The sequence below is a fragment of the Verruconatronum alginivorum genome, from assembly GCF_056590205.1.
The window spans coordinates 4,831,864-4,845,450 of the sequence record NZ_JBWPVQ010000001.1 but is presented as its reverse complement, the minus strand read 5'-3'; the positions used below and the strand labels follow the sequence as shown (position 1 = coordinate 4,845,450).

The window sequence follows — 13,587 nt, the reverse complement described above, 5'->3', positions numbered from 1 at the left end:
GGAAATTCGCTGGATTAAAAGAAGCGCTCGGGAACGTGAATCACATCCCCCGGCTGGACGTAAAACGTCTCGGCCGAATCACTTCGCCGCCCGCTCAACATCCGGTCGACGTTCACATTGAACGAAATCTTTCCCGTTCGGGTCTGGCGGGTCACCGTCACCGACCGGGAACGGGCGATGTTGGTGAAACCACCCGCCTCCGATATCGCCGCCCGGATATCGAGCTGGTCCGACTCGATCGGAAAGGAGACTTTCCCGGGGTTGTTCACTTGCCCCAACACCGACACCTCCCGGACCGAGTATTCCAGCACTCGAATCGTCACTTGAGGTTTCAGGAAAATATCATTGTCGATGTAGGCCTGCTCGATGCCCCGCTCCGCCGCCCGAACGGTCAGCCCGGCGATCCGGACCGACCCGAGATAAGGCACCTGGATGCTCCCGGATCCGTCGATACGTTGCTCCGTCAACGTCTCGGGTTCGTTCAGCACCGAGAAGCTGATTTGGTCAGTGACCGCCAAGGTGTAGTTGCGAGGCACCGCCCCACTGCCTTGACCGTGTGCGACGGTAATAGAGAGTTGGATACATATCCATAGCCAGAGAGTTCGTGAGATCAGTGTTTTCATTGTCCGGTTCATCTGTTTCGTCCGAAAACCGACCCTTCCGTCCGGCGCGAGCCCTCCGATACGTGGATCATTTCGAACTGGTTCTTTTTTTTGAAAATGTGGATGTGGCAGGACCGGGGAACCCCTAGAAGGTGATCCTGGCGGAAAAATCGATCACGTGCCGTTCATAAGTAAAATGGGATTCGTTGGAGTCCTGATTCTGATACGAATAGCGCAGCGCCGTCGTGGCGCCGCTCGCCAGGGCGTAGAGAAAGCCGATCCCCGCCTCGTAGCGGTCATCGACCCGGGTCTCCTCGTCTCGCCGGTCGACCCTTCGATTGATGACCGCCAGTGTCGGCTCCAACGAAAACCCACGATATACCCCTTGGTTCAAGGTGACCCGGAACTCGGTCCCGTCGACCGAACGATCGTTCGGCGTCACCGAAAAGTCCTTCAGCGCGAGCACCGTGAACGCCGTCCGCGCCCGCGGCGTCCATGTCACCGAGACCGATCCGTAGGGACGGATCACATCGGCGATATCGTCTTCGCCAAACAACCGGTTCTGCACCCCAACCGAGACCCTCCCGACCGTGCGGGAGGCCAACTGACCTTCCGCTCCCCCTTGCAGGAGATGGTCGTGAATGTTCAAGGCGCGCCGCGCCACCCCGGCGGTTTGAGTATGACGGTAACGATAGCCGAGGAAGGTCTCGAGATTATCGGAATAAACATGGATCCCTTCGAAGCTCAAAGTCAGGATTTCGATCTCACTGTAAACCCCGCCTCCAAATTGCTCGTTTTCAAAACTGATGTCTCCTCGCAAGGCGAGCCGATCTGATACCCGGTTTCTCCCGGTGAGGGAGACGTTCAAAGTTTCCGAATCGAGGCGTTCCCCGATCAACTGCCGGGCACCGCTATCCTGCCGCCACCGGAAGTTGAACCGCACCTGCCGCGGATCCCGCCCCTCACGGTTTGGATAGAGCAGGGTCAAACTCGTGAACGGGTTTAAAGCGTTTTCATCCTGTTGGTCGACGAAGTGCAACAACTCGACTCCCAGATCGAACTCCAGGTTCAGCACCCCGGCGGCACGCCGATACTGCAAGGTCGGAACCAAGGTGAAGTATGCGTCGGTGACTTCCGATTCGTTGGAAAAGATGTTGGTATCGTAAGCCACTCCTCCCGCGACATCGATGAAGATTCCCCCGTCGAGAAACGGGACCAACCCCTTCGCCGCCCCTGGCGCCAGGAAAGGAATCGCCGCCGCCAAAGCGCAAATCCGAAAGCCGCTGGACCAATATTTGAGAGAGAATTTACTGCCAGTCATTGATACGTCACGAGAGAGAGTGTGTGTGAGGGAGAGAGAGAGTGTGTGTGGAACGCCGACAGGTCGCCTCAGGCTTTGATCACCTTCGGACCCGTCACCCCGGCCTTCGCCATCGCGTTCCGGGTATCGACGATGCAGTCGCTCCACTCCCCGAGTTGCCGGTAATCGACATTGCTGTGGGCGGTGCTGATCACCACGCAATCGAACGATCCAATCGTTTCCTCATTCCATTCGACGGACTTCTCACCCGCCCAGTGCGAATGCTCGCGGGTCGGCGGAATTTCCGGAATCCATGGATCGAAATAAGCGATCTCGGCGCCCCGGTTTTTCAGTTCGTCCATTAGAACGAAGGTGGGCGATTCCCGGGTATCGTCCACATCGGCCTTGTAAGCGAGGCCGACCAGGAGAATGCGACTGGCGCTGATCGCCTTCCGCTTTTCATTCAACGCTTCGCTGACCTTCGCGATGACGTGATTACGGATGTTGGTGTTCACTTCTCCCGCCAACTCAATGAATCGAGTGTGCTGGTTGAATTCCCGCGCCTTCCACGTCAGATAAAACGGATCGATTGGAATGCAATGCCCGCCGAGGCCAGGCCCCGGATAAAAAGGCATGTATCCGAACGGCTTGGTTTTGGCGGCCTCGATCACCTCCCAGATGTCGACTCCCATCGCCTCGTAAACCACCTTCAATTCGTTCACCAGCGCAATGTTCACGCTGCGGAAAATGTTTTCCAAAAGCTTCGTGGCCTCGGCAGCCCGGCAGGAGGAAACCGGAACGAGATTTTCGATCGCTTTCGAATAGACTTCCATCGCCCGCTCCAAACAAGCCGGAGTGTATCCGCCGACCACCTTCGGAATGGCCCCGACTTTGCTCATCGGATTGCCCGGGTCTTCCCGCTCGGGCGAGAAGGCGAGATGAAAATCGACTCCCGCCCTCAGGCCGGACCCTTCTTCGAGAATCGCCCGCAAATCTTCGTCGGTCGCCCGCGGATACGAGGTCGACTCCAGGACCACCAACTTGGGACGCGCTTCGCCATTCGATTCGGTCGCATCGGTCAAAGCGACCGTCCCGTCAATCCACGCCGACCCGTTCGACCCGTTCGAACCGTTCCCGTGGTTGCCATTCAGCCCGTTGGCCCCCGCTCCGACCGGGACCTCGGCTTCGGCAAACACCCGGTTGTGCAGTCGCTTGGCGGGCCGGGCCGCCAGGTATGGAGCGATCGCCTTGCCGGTGTTGAACACGAAGGACATGTCCGGCTCGCGGTATTTGCTCAAGGGAGTCGGAACGCAGATGATGATCGCTTCCGCATCCTGGACCAGGCTGAAATCGGTCGAGGGCGTGAAACGTCCGGCATTGAACGCCCGGGCGATCGTTTCGTCTTCAATGTGTTTGATGTAACTTCGTCCCTCGCGAATCGAATCGACCTTCTTCTGATCGACATCGAGACCGATCACGTCGACGCCCGAAGAGGTGAATTGCAGAGAGAGAGGAAGTCCGACATAGCCAAGGCCAATGATAGCAATTTTCATATTAGTGGTTCCGATTATATTTTATCCATTTGGAGAGTTGAATAGGGAGATACCCGACGGGAGCCCCGGAGATCGCTCCGGGGTCCCTAAGCGCTTCTTGCACGCCGGACGAAAATATTCCACATCACGGCGAAAAAGTACTTGATATCCGTGCGCAACGGGGCCTTGGCATAGGCGTTGAGATACCGGCGCTCCGACTCGAAGAAATCTTCCCGGGTCGTCGGCATATCGAGATAACAGGGAGGAATGAGCCCGGGTTTGTAACGGGTCCGGAGATCCTGGAGCGCCTCGTCGTAGGTTTTGAATTTCGCCACGCTCAGCGGCCGGACTCCAACCAACTTCAAGTCACCCCGCAAGAGATTGAACAGCATCGGGAACTCATCCAACCAGACCCGCCGCAGGAAACCCGCCCAGGCCGCCACCCGGAAATCGTCATTGATCTTGTTCCCGTCTTCCGTGCCATTGCGGGTGAAGAGATACTCCTGCAGAAATTCCGCATACGGATGCATCGTCCGGAGCTTGTAAACCGTCAACAGATTCCGGTCCTTTCCTACCCGCTTCAACGCACAGAGCGGTCCGTAAGTCGGCTTCGACAGTTGGATCGGATCCCCCGCCTTTTTCACCGCGAAATAGGTCAAGCCATCGATGCTTTGATAATCGATGATTTCAAAGCCGCACGACACCAAACGTCCCAGCGCCTCCGCCGTCGACAACGGGCGGTTATGCCCCCGGGTGATCGCGAAATAGGCCCGTTTCACGATCGGGATCTTCGGACAGATCCGATGCAGCGCGAAATCAAGCGCGTAAAAAACGTCAGCGAAGATTCGCGGATATTTCTGAAAGATCCGGGTCCGCCGCTGATCGTTGGCCTCCAGGCAACCGGCGAAAACCCCGCCGACCCGCAACCGGGTGTTGACCGCCCGGAAATATTTGTTGATCCACCGGGAGTTGTTGACCCGCTGCAAAACACAGAGCGAATCCATTCGGGACTCCAACGCCTCGACCCGCTCCCGCCGGATGCTCCAGAGCATCTTCAAACGGGTTCCCGCCGATCCGAGGTGACGCTGGAAGAACTCCGCCACCGCGGTCCCACGCCGTTCACGGACTTCGTTGAACGCCTCGATCTCCCGGACCGGCGCCACCACGACATCCTCGACCAATCCCCGGAATTCCGGAGGATCGTCATACTCCACCGCCGGGCGGGGAATCCACCGACGACGGCCGGGAGCCACCCGGCGCCGGGGCCCACCCCGAGTGGAAAATCCATTAATCATCGGTCGTTCGGTCTTTGAAAACCAGTAACTCATAACACCATCCTCCTATTGAGATTTTTCTTCCGGCGGACGAACTTCATGTTCTCGCTTCGCCTCCAATTTCCTGATACTTCTCGCCCGCAACCTGGTCCTCGCGGATTACCTTGAAGCTGGGCACCGCCCCGAGCCGAATCAGCGATTGGACTAATTTGGTGAGGTTCTTCCGGAAAACCTGCCGACGACAGGCCAACTTATACAGGCGCAAACTGAGGAAGCGGTAACGCCGTCCCACTTCCTCGAGTTCGGTGGACGTCGTGGCTTCGTCGACCGTCACCACTTCCTTCAGCACTTCGTGCACCGCCAGGATCTTCGGAGCAACCGCCGGCCACTCCTCCGCCTTACGGTAATGCCAGATCCGCGAATCGGCAATTCCCCGCTTCAATAGCGAAAGATCGGCCCGGAAAGTATTCCAAACGGCGTTGAGCGAGAGCAGCCGCCCTCCCCAGTCCGAGTGATACATCGCCCGGGCCAGGGCCGGCTGGTCGCGGTTCTTCCCTTCCCTGCGGAAAATTTCGTTCCAGGTCCGGAAGAAGGCTTTTGTCTTTTCATTGTTCCGGAAAAAGAGGATACCCCCGTTCCACTCCGGAAAATTCAACGACGAGAGTCCGGGCGCCACTTCGTAAATCTTACGGGTCGGTTTGGAACAATGCTTGATCGCCAGATCGAAGCGGTCGAGATACGCAAAGGCTTCGTCGAGGTTCCCGCGGATCTCGGTATCACAATCGATGTAAGCGCCGTATTCCAGATCGGTCCGGTTCACGATGTCGGTCTTCACGAACCGGTTCTCTTCGGATTTCGATTCCAGGAAAGTCACCTGGTCGAAACGATAATCGTCGTCCAACCGGTCATGGTCGAACTGCACGTTGGTGATGAGTTCGCACCGAATCCCAGGGTTGCTTTCCCGGGCGGTGCGGGCCGAATGAACGGCCATCAGGAGATATTCGTAGCCAAATGCCACGTAGATGAGGCCTTTTTGTTTTTTCATGAGAGTTTCCTTTCGATTGAAACCGTTCGTTTTATCACCGGACCGCTTCGACGCAGAGCTCGGCGTTCCGGCCCGAGAGTTCCGTGAATCTCCCGGAATCTTTCACCCGCCCTTCTTCCAGCATATAGAGGCAATCGCAGTTCCGGACCGTACTGAGGCGATGGGCGATCATGATGATCGTGCGCTCGCCTTTCAGCCGCTCGATCGATTCGATCACGCAGCGCTCCGTTTCGTGATCGAGCGCCGAGGTCGCTTCGTCCATGATCAACACACTCGGGTTTTCATACAGCGCCCGCGCGATCCCGATCCGCTGCCGCTGCCCACCGGAGAGACGCACTCCCCGTTCGCCGATCACCGTCTCGATGCCGTCCGGCAGATTGTCGACCAGATCCATCAACTGCGCCGATCGTATCGCCTTCCAGAGCCGTTCTTCGTCAATCGCCTTCTCCGGCAATCCAAACGCGATGTTCCTCCGCAGGGTGTCGTCGGAAAGGAAGATGAACTGGGGAATATATCCGACGTTTTGTCGCCACCCTTCGATATCCTCGCCGATGTCGATCCCATCCATGGTGATTCTTCCCTGCTGCGGCTCCAGCAACCCAAGCAGGAGATCGACCACGGTCGTCTTTCCCGCTCCGGAGGGTCCGATGAAAGCCACCGCCTTGCCTTTGGGAATCACCAGCGAAAGATCCTTGATTGCCGCGAAGTTGGAATCCGGATACGCGAAAGAAACATTTTCGAACCGGACTTCCCGCTTCAGAGTCGGCGCCCGCACGCCGATATCATTCTTAACCGCTTGCGGCATCGATTCCAGGCGCTGGATCTCATTATAGATGACATTGACGGAATTGCTGTAGTAACGAAGGCTGTTCACCGCGTCGACGATCTCCTTCATCGTAGGCATCAACCGGATCGCCGCGGCCCCGAAGAGGGCGAGGATCGTGATCACCATATCGACGCTTTGCCCTTGCCAGAACAGGAACAAGGCGATCCCGAGCATCGAAGCCACCGCCACGGTTTCCAACATCGGCTTGGTCATGTGCCGGGTAATATCCCGGAATATTTGAGCGTTGGCATACCGTATCACCGAGCGCTGGAATCGGCGGGCGAACCAATTCGTCCGCTGGAGCACCCGGATATCCTTCATTCCCCCTACCCCTTCGTTGACCGCCTGGATCATCACTTTCCGTTGCTTTTGCGCCCGCCACCCGAAGGTTTGGATTTTTCCCCGGATCAACTTCAGGAATCCCCCGGCCGCGACCAGAAAGATGCCGATCGCCACCAACGTGATCATCGGATTAACGACGAAAAGAAGCGGCACGACCAAAAGAATCAATAGGACGTCCATCACCAATTTCAGGATCGGTCCCAACACATGCCCGACCACCATATTCCCTTCCTGGGTGACATTGCGCAAAATTTCCGAGGAATTGCGCGACAGGAGAAAGGTGTAGGGAGCGTTCATGTATCCACGAAACAGTCGGTTCGCAATGATCGCTCCCCGGTTGTAAAGGAAACGCGCCTTCACGTAATGAAATGCCACCAAATAGGCGTTCTTCACCGCGAAAACAATGATCAGCACGATGCCTCCCATCACCAGGAGGTCCCGTCCGCTTTCCACTGAAAAATATTCAAAGACGGGCTGCAAAAACTCCACTTCCAGGACCCGCTGCGGATTGGCGACGATCGATATGAAAACCGGAATCATCCCGACCCCCAACACATCCAAAGCGGACCCGATAATCATCAGGGTCAGCAGGCCAGCCAATTTCCATTTGTCCGAGGACGGGAGAATGAAAAGTAATTTCTTGATTAGATCGAGCATGGTTTTGTCTTTAGGTTCAGGCGTGCCGGAAGGCCGGGAACGCCACACGAGAGAGAAAGAGAGAGAAATATCATCGACGCCACGCGAAGCGTCCCATGGCCATCAACACGAAACCCGCCAGGACCCCGAGCAGATTGGCCGCGAGATCGTTCCAACTGAAATTCCGATACGGAACCCAGTATTGCGCCCCTTCCGCCGCGGCGGCCAAAACGAGTCCAGCCAGGAGGCACCATCCCGCGCGGCGACAGAGGACCCGGTCGCCGCACGTTCCGGCCAGAAGTCCCCACGGTAGAAACATTCCGAAGTGCAACAGGCGATCGAGCCGGAAACTCCCAACTTCCGTTCCGCTCAACGCGCCGTCGCTGAGTCCAACGCTCCCCGTAGGAATCACGTGGAGAATGAGCACCCCCGGAATGTAAGCCAAAATAAAATAAGGCATCAATCGCACGAAGAGCGAACGGCGTTTCTCCTCGGCGGGAGCGGACCGATGTCCGGCGAGTGGTGGATTCATCAAGTGCATACGCTTTGCGTCTCGGAGGATCCGAAGCGGAACTGGCAAGCCGGATCCCGCTCCAACTCGGCCACGCTCGCCGGATACCGACCGAGCAACCAAATCATAAAGGCGGCAAAATCGATCTTCTCTCGGAGCAACCGCTCGCGCCGCGCGGCCCACTCCGCTTTTTTCCCCGGACCAGCCAGTCGGCCGACCAACTCCAGCATCTTCTCGGGTTCGGACGTGGGTATGCCATAGGTCAACTCGTATTCGTGCTCCAATTCGTCCAGATATCCGATTTGTCCAACGAAATCATTGAACCGGATCGCCGGAGTCCCCAGCACCGCCGCCTCCGCGGCCATCGTCTGGCTGTCGCCCAAATACAGATCGGCGAACGCCATCACATGGTGCATGTCCAACGGATCGATCGCCATCCGGTATTGCTCGAACTGCGGCTCGAGTTCGCGCTCCGAAGTGATATAGACCCGCCCTCGCTTTTCCAGCAACCGAATCGCCCGTTCCGCCACCTCGGTGGTCAATCCTTTCCTGCCACCATCGTGGAACGCCCCGAGTTTCGCAAAGCGAATGATATAAAAAGGCTTGTCGGTCGGTATCCATCGTTCCACGACTTTGCGGTTCGGAATGAAATGGTTCGGATGAAGATACGCCAATTCATGATAACTGTCGTAGGCGATCGTCTTTTTCGCCCACCGCCCCATTCGGCAACAACGGGGCGCGATCAAATGGTGGGCGAACGTATAACCGGCCCAGGCCATTTGCGGGATAACCTCAACATCATCTTCTTCGAAGATAAATGAGGGAATTCCGAGCATTCTTCCCGCTTGAGCAATTTCGGCGGCCGTTCCGACCATCACGTCCGGCTTGAACTTCCGGGCTTCCGCCATCACCGCCGCGGTCTTGCGCATCATCGCAACCGCCGTGGAGACCGGCGAACTTCCGCGTTCGCGATCGAAGATGTTCACGTAGTCGAGCCCCGCCCGTTTAAGAAGGTCTTCCAGGATGTCCTTCTTCTTAATCAAGATTCGGACCGCTCCCCGTTCCCGGTAATGCCGGATACATTCCTTGAAAAGGTGGTAATGCGCCGGGTGCCCGAGGTAGACCAGCAAACGGCCCGCGTTTCGTTCTTTCTCTGCGATCAACTTGCCTCTCATAGCGCCTCCAGGGTTTCCTTGAGTTCGGTCAATGCCAGGAGCATCCAGGCCTGCCCCCACCGCATGTAGGGAATCCGATTGGTCACATTCGGAAACTTCTGGTAATAAAAATATCCTTCCGGATCCTGCATGTTTTCGATCGTCCACGAAGCGATCCGCTCCGCGAAGGTCAGGTAGCCGGGATCCATCCGCCGAAGGCGGGTCAGCGACAGAATTCCCTGCGCCTGATTGTGAATATCGACCGGCCACTCCTTCGGAAGCCGCCACATTGAACGGCCCTCCGGATGGAACTGTTCGTGGAAATAAAACCGCACCCCGCGCCGAAGCGCCAACGGGTAGATCGAATCGTTGAGATTCAACAATCGGACCACCGCGTCGATCGAATCGAGAACGAAGCCTTGGTGAAAATCGATCTGCGCCCGCTCCGCTCCGGTTTCCCAGTCATAACTGTAATTCCACCGCCCATCTTCCTTCTGACGGGCCACCGTGAAGTCGGTCGCCTTCCGAGCCCAATCGGCCAATTCCCCCGGACCTCCCACAGCGAATCCCATCGCCAGGATCTCCGCCGCCAACATGTTGGCGTTGAACACGCAGTCTTTCTTCAAATGGGTGTAACTGAAGCAGACCTCCTGGTGCTTCTCGACCCGGGGCAATGTATTCAAAACATAATCACAACAGGAAAGCAACGTCTCCTTGGCCCGTTCGTCTCCGGTGAGTCGAAAGTAGTCGAAGATCCCCTTGGCGATAAAGGCGGTCACCACCACCGAAGGCACGCCCGCCTTGACCGTCTTGACCGGATTGACCCAATCGAAACTATACCCCCAGCAACTGCCGCCGTAACCGGGTGATTGATTTGCCAGCAACCATTCGAACAATCCCGTCGCCACCTTTTGCGCAGCCTCGGCCCCGCCCCTCGCCATGCGGCAGTAGGCGCCCAGGAAAAGTCCGATGCCCTTCGGATTCCGTCCTTTCGTAATGCCGAGGATCGGACGCAAATTGACCGGATTCCGTTTGTGGATCTGAGTGTAAACCGCCTGGGTCCATTTTCCGCCCAGCCAGAACGGAGCCCAGCCGTTCAGCGCGTCATAAGGGTCGTATCCGGCGAATGATTCTTTTTCGGCGTACGAGCGCAGTCGATCGAGAGAGCGAATAAGGTCCGCCCGGGCTTTGCCCCCGGGAACACGGACTTGAGTCGAAGTTTGAGACATAAACGTTGGTTCGTGAGGTTTATCTTTGGAGGAGAGAAATTGTTTAGGCGGCCGAGTGGATTTCGTCCCGGGCGGTGGCGTTTTTCTCCAGCCAGGAATAGGTCCGGCCGGGCTCCGCACGCCCCGAAAGCAATGCGTTCCAGATCGCTTCCAGCCGGCGAGCGACGGCACTCGCCAGAAAATGTTCACGGGCAAAGACGGCGCCCCGTTCGCCCATGGCGCGCCGGATTTCCTGATTTTCAACGAGGCGCACGATCTCGGCCCGCAAGGTTTCCGGGTCGGTCGATTCGATCACTGATCCCATCTGCCCTTGCTCGAAAAAATCGGCCAACCCGCCGATCGGAGTCGCAATCACCGGCAGACCGAACGCGAGCGCTTCCAAAACCGAGTTCGGCATTCCCTCACCATGGCTCGAGGGAAAGAGGTAAAGATCCGATTGACGGTATACCGCCGCCTTGTCCGCGCCGCTGACGTATCCAAGAAATCGAACGCCCGCAATGCCTCGCCGCCGGACGTATTCCTCCGCTGCCGCTTTTTCGCCGCCGACGCCAGCCACCGAGAGTTCCACCTTCCCCCGCCAGAGCTCGCCTAATCCGGCGAACGCATCGATTGCCGAATAGATTCCTTTGTCACGCTCAACCCGCGCAAGAAACAGAATCCTCAATGGCCCCTCATTTTTGGGGCGGCCCGCCCGGGAATCCTCACCCGCGCTCAAAAGCGCGTCGTCCACCGTGGTCGTTTCAATGAAGACCGGACCGCGATACCCCCAGCCTCGCAGGCAGTCGGCGAATTTCCGCGACAGGACCACCGCTCCATCCGCGTTGCCAAATGACTTCCGAAAGAGCCCGCGCCACCGGTGATCGATCGACCGCTCGACGTTTTCGTCCCATCCCCGGAAGAAGACCAGAGACTTTTTGCCCCGAGCCCGCGCAAGGGCCAACGAAATCCCATCGCGAACCAGACAATTGCGGGTGAGCGAAGGATTCACATGGACCATTTTTCCTTTGCCGGTCCCGAGGTCCCGCCACAACCGCAAATAATCGGCGGAGAGTTGCTGCAATCCGCGACCCAACCCGGACATTCCCCGGCGCTTCCCAACCGTGAAATAACATCCGGCGGCACTCAGGTGCGGGCGCAAGGCCTTGTAATAGTTGCCGATACCTCCCATCCTTTCCTCGTCCTGGAGGTCACGCAATGTCACCAGAACAGATGATCCGTTGGAGGATGTTTCAAAATTCGGATACATGCTCATTTTTGATACTCCGTTGCCACTTCCACCGTTTCCACCGGTTTGCCGAGCCGACCATCCAGGACCTTCCGGTAAATCCGCATAAACCGGTCTCCCATGGTCGCCAGATCGAATCGTTCTTTGACGGTTCGAACCGCATTCTCCCCAAGCCCGGCAACCAAGCGCCGGTCCTTGGCCAATAGGGTCAACTTTTCCAGGAGTTCCTCCGGATTCCGGGGCGGCACAATGAATCCATTGCAGCCGTCTTTGACGATTTCAGGGATCGCCGGGCCATCACTGACCACCACCGGCAACCCGTGCGCCATACACTCCATCACCGAATTCGGAATTCCCTCCTGGTGGTGACGTGGATCAGTAGCCAGAATTCCCACGTCCATCTGGCACAACAAATTGTCGATATCGGCGACATGGCCGGGGAAGACCGCGTTCCCCAGGCCGGCCGCCTTCACTGCGTTCTGGCAACGGGAGAGTCCGGAACCATCGCCGGCTAAGACGAAGGCCAACGGGAGTCCCCGCTCCTCCGCCAACCGGGCCGTCTTCAAAACCGTCTCAAAATCTTTCTCCCGAGTGAAGCGGGCGGCCATCACTACGTTCAGATACCCCGGCCGATGGAGATGCGCGTAGGTCCGTTGATTGACCTCCTTCAACCGGGAGAAGCGATAACCGTTGTAAATGACTTCGGACTTTCTCTCCGGCGCATGCTTCGCTTCCACTCCGGCGTGGGAATTCGACAGCACCACGGCGGATCCGGCGAAGTTGAACCGGGTCGCCCAAAACTCCGCCGTCCACGCCCCGACCGGCCGGGCGTTGGTGATTTCGCTCGTAACCACCCGGCAATGATGGCGCCATCCCGCAAGGATCGAATAGGTTGTGCAGCTTCGATTCCACGAATGGATTAGATCAGGCCGAAATTCTTCCGCCGCCCGCAAATGCTCCCGCAGGTTGAACGACTTGGCCCGGGCGCGGTATTCATAAACCTTTTGGCACAAGGGACGCGCTTCCTCCAGAAGGGGACTCGTCGATCCGGCGATCAACGCCAACTCAACGTCCCGCTCCGCCAAATCCTCCATCAAGGAAAGCATTCTCCGCTCCTTCCCTCCCCGTTCCAGGCTGCCTGCTGTAAATAGAATCTTCATTTCTGGGTCGCGATCTGGGGTTGGCTCAAAGGAGATGGCACCGACATTTTGTTGCGGCATAACAACGCGAGCTCCGTCCGGATCTTTTTCAGGTTTTCTTCGATTGGGGAGTCCGTCTCGTTGACGATCTGCAGATAGTGAAACCGATGTTCCTCCTGCGCGCTTCGGATGTCCGCTTCGGTGCGGGCGAGCGAGCCGGCGAACGAATCCTTCTTCCGAGCGACCATCGCCTCCAGCCCTTCCATCCGTGCTTCCTCATCGCGGGCCACTCGGCGGGCCGAAGTCGTTTCCAACGAGGCGGTCACGAAAACGACCAAATCAGCCTTGTGGAACAAATTCCGCCGGACCGCCCGGGGGAGATCGGGATAAGCGAGATCCGCCCGGCGGGAGTTCGATTTCAACATCCGAAACCGATGCAACATCCCCTCGCAACAGACCACCAGCGGGGCCCCGGCGCGTTCGGCCCGCTTCATTTTCAGTTGATAAACCAAAAACTTCAGAAAGGCTTTTCGAGCCAGACCGACCGTGCGGGGCCGAGCATGCCAGACCAGGCGAAGTATCAGAAATGCGGTGACGGGATGCCGCAGGAAAAACACCACTACATCCCGGATTCCAAGATCGCCATTGGCCGAGATGTCAAACACGCCATCGAGGTCCGCGACCAAACGTTCCCGGAGGAAGCTCTTCCCGGATCCGGCATGCCCGGCAAACTCGATGACCAGCGGTTGTGCGATTCGGTTTTCCACTTTTT

General features: G+C 57.6%; 12 protein-coding genes. All 12 read right to left on the bottom strand.

Features of this window, described 5'->3' with window-relative positions:
* Positions 1-14 precede the first annotated feature (14 nt).
* The 12 genes from ACWUI2_RS17755 to ACWUI2_RS17700 all read right to left on the bottom strand — a co-directional run bounded on the left by ACWUI2_RS17755 (position 15) and on the right by ACWUI2_RS17700 (position 13,582).
* Positions 15-623 (bottom strand): polysaccharide biosynthesis/export family protein, encoded by a 609-nt coding sequence (locus ACWUI2_RS17755; RefSeq protein WP_486984189.1) that lies wholly within the window; start codon positions 621-623, stop codon positions 15-17.
* Positions 624-747: 124 nt separating this feature from the next.
* Positions 748-1,923, bottom strand: a complete 1,176-nt coding sequence (locus ACWUI2_RS17750; RefSeq protein WP_486984188.1) for an outer membrane beta-barrel protein — start codon at positions 1,921-1,923, stop codon at positions 748-750.
* A gap of 68 nt (positions 1,924-1,991) precedes the next feature.
* Positions 1,992-3,455 (bottom strand): nucleotide sugar dehydrogenase, encoded by a 1,464-nt coding sequence (locus ACWUI2_RS17745; protein ID WP_486984187.1) that lies wholly within the window; start codon positions 3,453-3,455, stop codon positions 1,992-1,994.
* Positions 3,456-3,541: 86 nt separating this feature from the next.
* Positions 3,542-4,762: a sugar transferase gene (locus ACWUI2_RS17740; RefSeq protein ID WP_486984186.1), complete on the bottom strand. Its 1,221-nt coding sequence runs from the start codon at positions 4,760-4,762 to the stop codon at positions 3,542-3,544.
* A gap of 43 nt (positions 4,763-4,805) precedes the next feature.
* Entirely contained in the window at positions 4,806-5,753 is a 948-nt protein-coding gene (locus ACWUI2_RS17735) for a putative nucleotide-diphospho-sugar transferase (RefSeq protein WP_486984185.1), read from the bottom strand.
* A gap of 34 nt (positions 5,754-5,787) precedes the next feature.
* Positions 5,788-7,578 carry an ABC transporter ATP-binding protein gene (locus tag ACWUI2_RS17730; RefSeq protein ID WP_486984184.1) on the bottom strand — a complete coding sequence of 597 codons (1,791 nt, stop codon included), beginning with the start codon at positions 7,576-7,578 and terminating at the stop codon, positions 5,788-5,790.
* Positions 7,579-7,648: 70 nt separating this feature from the next.
* The gene (locus ACWUI2_RS17725) at positions 7,649-8,089 is read right to left on the bottom strand and encodes a VanZ family protein (RefSeq protein WP_486984183.1); all 441 of its coding nucleotides are present in this window, start codon (positions 8,087-8,089) and stop codon (positions 7,649-7,651) included.
* Positions 8,089-9,243: a hypothetical protein gene (locus tag ACWUI2_RS17720; protein WP_486984182.1), complete on the bottom strand. Its 1,155-nt coding sequence runs from the start codon at positions 9,241-9,243 to the stop codon at positions 8,089-8,091. The genes ACWUI2_RS17725 and ACWUI2_RS17720 overlap by 1 nt, the downstream gene beginning before the upstream one ends.
* The gene (locus ACWUI2_RS17715; protein WP_486984181.1) at positions 9,240-10,451 is read right to left on the bottom strand and encodes a La RNA-binding domain-containing protein; all 1,212 of its coding nucleotides are present in this window, start codon (positions 10,449-10,451) and stop codon (positions 9,240-9,242) included. Before ACWUI2_RS17715 ends, ACWUI2_RS17720 begins: the two co-directional genes overlap by 4 nt.
* A gap of 43 nt (positions 10,452-10,494) precedes the next feature.
* Positions 10,495-11,703, bottom strand: coding sequence for a glycosyltransferase family 4 protein (locus ACWUI2_RS17710; protein WP_486984180.1), 1,209 nt, complete (start codon positions 11,701-11,703; stop codon positions 10,495-10,497).
* On the bottom strand, positions 11,700-12,836 hold the full coding sequence (locus ACWUI2_RS17705) for a glycosyltransferase family 4 protein (RefSeq protein WP_486984179.1): 1,137 nt from the start codon (positions 12,834-12,836) through the stop codon (positions 11,700-11,702). The genes ACWUI2_RS17710 and ACWUI2_RS17705 overlap by 4 nt, the downstream gene beginning before the upstream one ends.
* Positions 12,833-13,582, bottom strand: coding sequence for a hypothetical protein (locus tag ACWUI2_RS17700; protein ID WP_486984178.1), 750 nt, complete (start codon positions 13,580-13,582; stop codon positions 12,833-12,835). Before ACWUI2_RS17700 ends, ACWUI2_RS17705 begins: the two co-directional genes overlap by 4 nt.
* Positions 13,583-13,587: the final 5 nt, after the last annotated feature.

Coding starts and splice junctions, on each gene's coding strand:
- ACWUI2_RS17730 (WP_486984184.1), bottom strand. CDS start 7,578: ATGCTCGATCTAATCAAGAAATTACTTTTCATTCTCCCGTCCTCGGAC.
- ACWUI2_RS17725 (WP_486984183.1), bottom strand. CDS start 8,089: ATGAATCCACCACTCGCCGGACATCGGTCCGCTCCCGCCGAGGAGAAA.
- ACWUI2_RS17740 (WP_486984186.1), bottom strand. CDS start 4,762: ATGAGTTACTGGTTTTCAAAGACCGAACGACCGATGATTAATGGATTT.
- ACWUI2_RS17720 (WP_486984182.1), bottom strand. CDS start 9,243: ATGAGAGGCAAGTTGATCGCAGAGAAAGAACGAAACGCGGGCCGTTTG.
- ACWUI2_RS17705 (WP_486984179.1), bottom strand. CDS start 12,836: ATGAAGATTCTATTTACAGCAGGCAGCCTGGAACGGGGAGGGAAGGAG.
- ACWUI2_RS17755 (WP_486984189.1), bottom strand. CDS start 623: ATGAAAACACTGATCTCACGAACTCTCTGGCTATGGATATGTATCCAA.
- ACWUI2_RS17710 (WP_486984180.1), bottom strand. CDS start 11,703: ATGAGCATGTATCCGAATTTTGAAACATCCTCCAACGGATCATCTGTT.
- ACWUI2_RS17750 (WP_486984188.1), bottom strand. CDS start 1,923: ATGACTGGCAGTAAATTCTCTCTCAAATATTGGTCCAGCGGCTTTCGG.
- ACWUI2_RS17735 (WP_486984185.1), bottom strand. CDS start 5,753: ATGAAAAAACAAAAAGGCCTCATCTACGTGGCATTTGGCTACGAATAT.
- ACWUI2_RS17745 (WP_486984187.1), bottom strand. CDS start 3,455: ATGAAAATTGCTATCATTGGCCTTGGCTATGTCGGACTTCCTCTCTCT.
- ACWUI2_RS17715 (WP_486984181.1), bottom strand. CDS start 10,451: ATGTCTCAAACTTCGACTCAAGTCCGTGTTCCCGGGGGCAAAGCCCGG.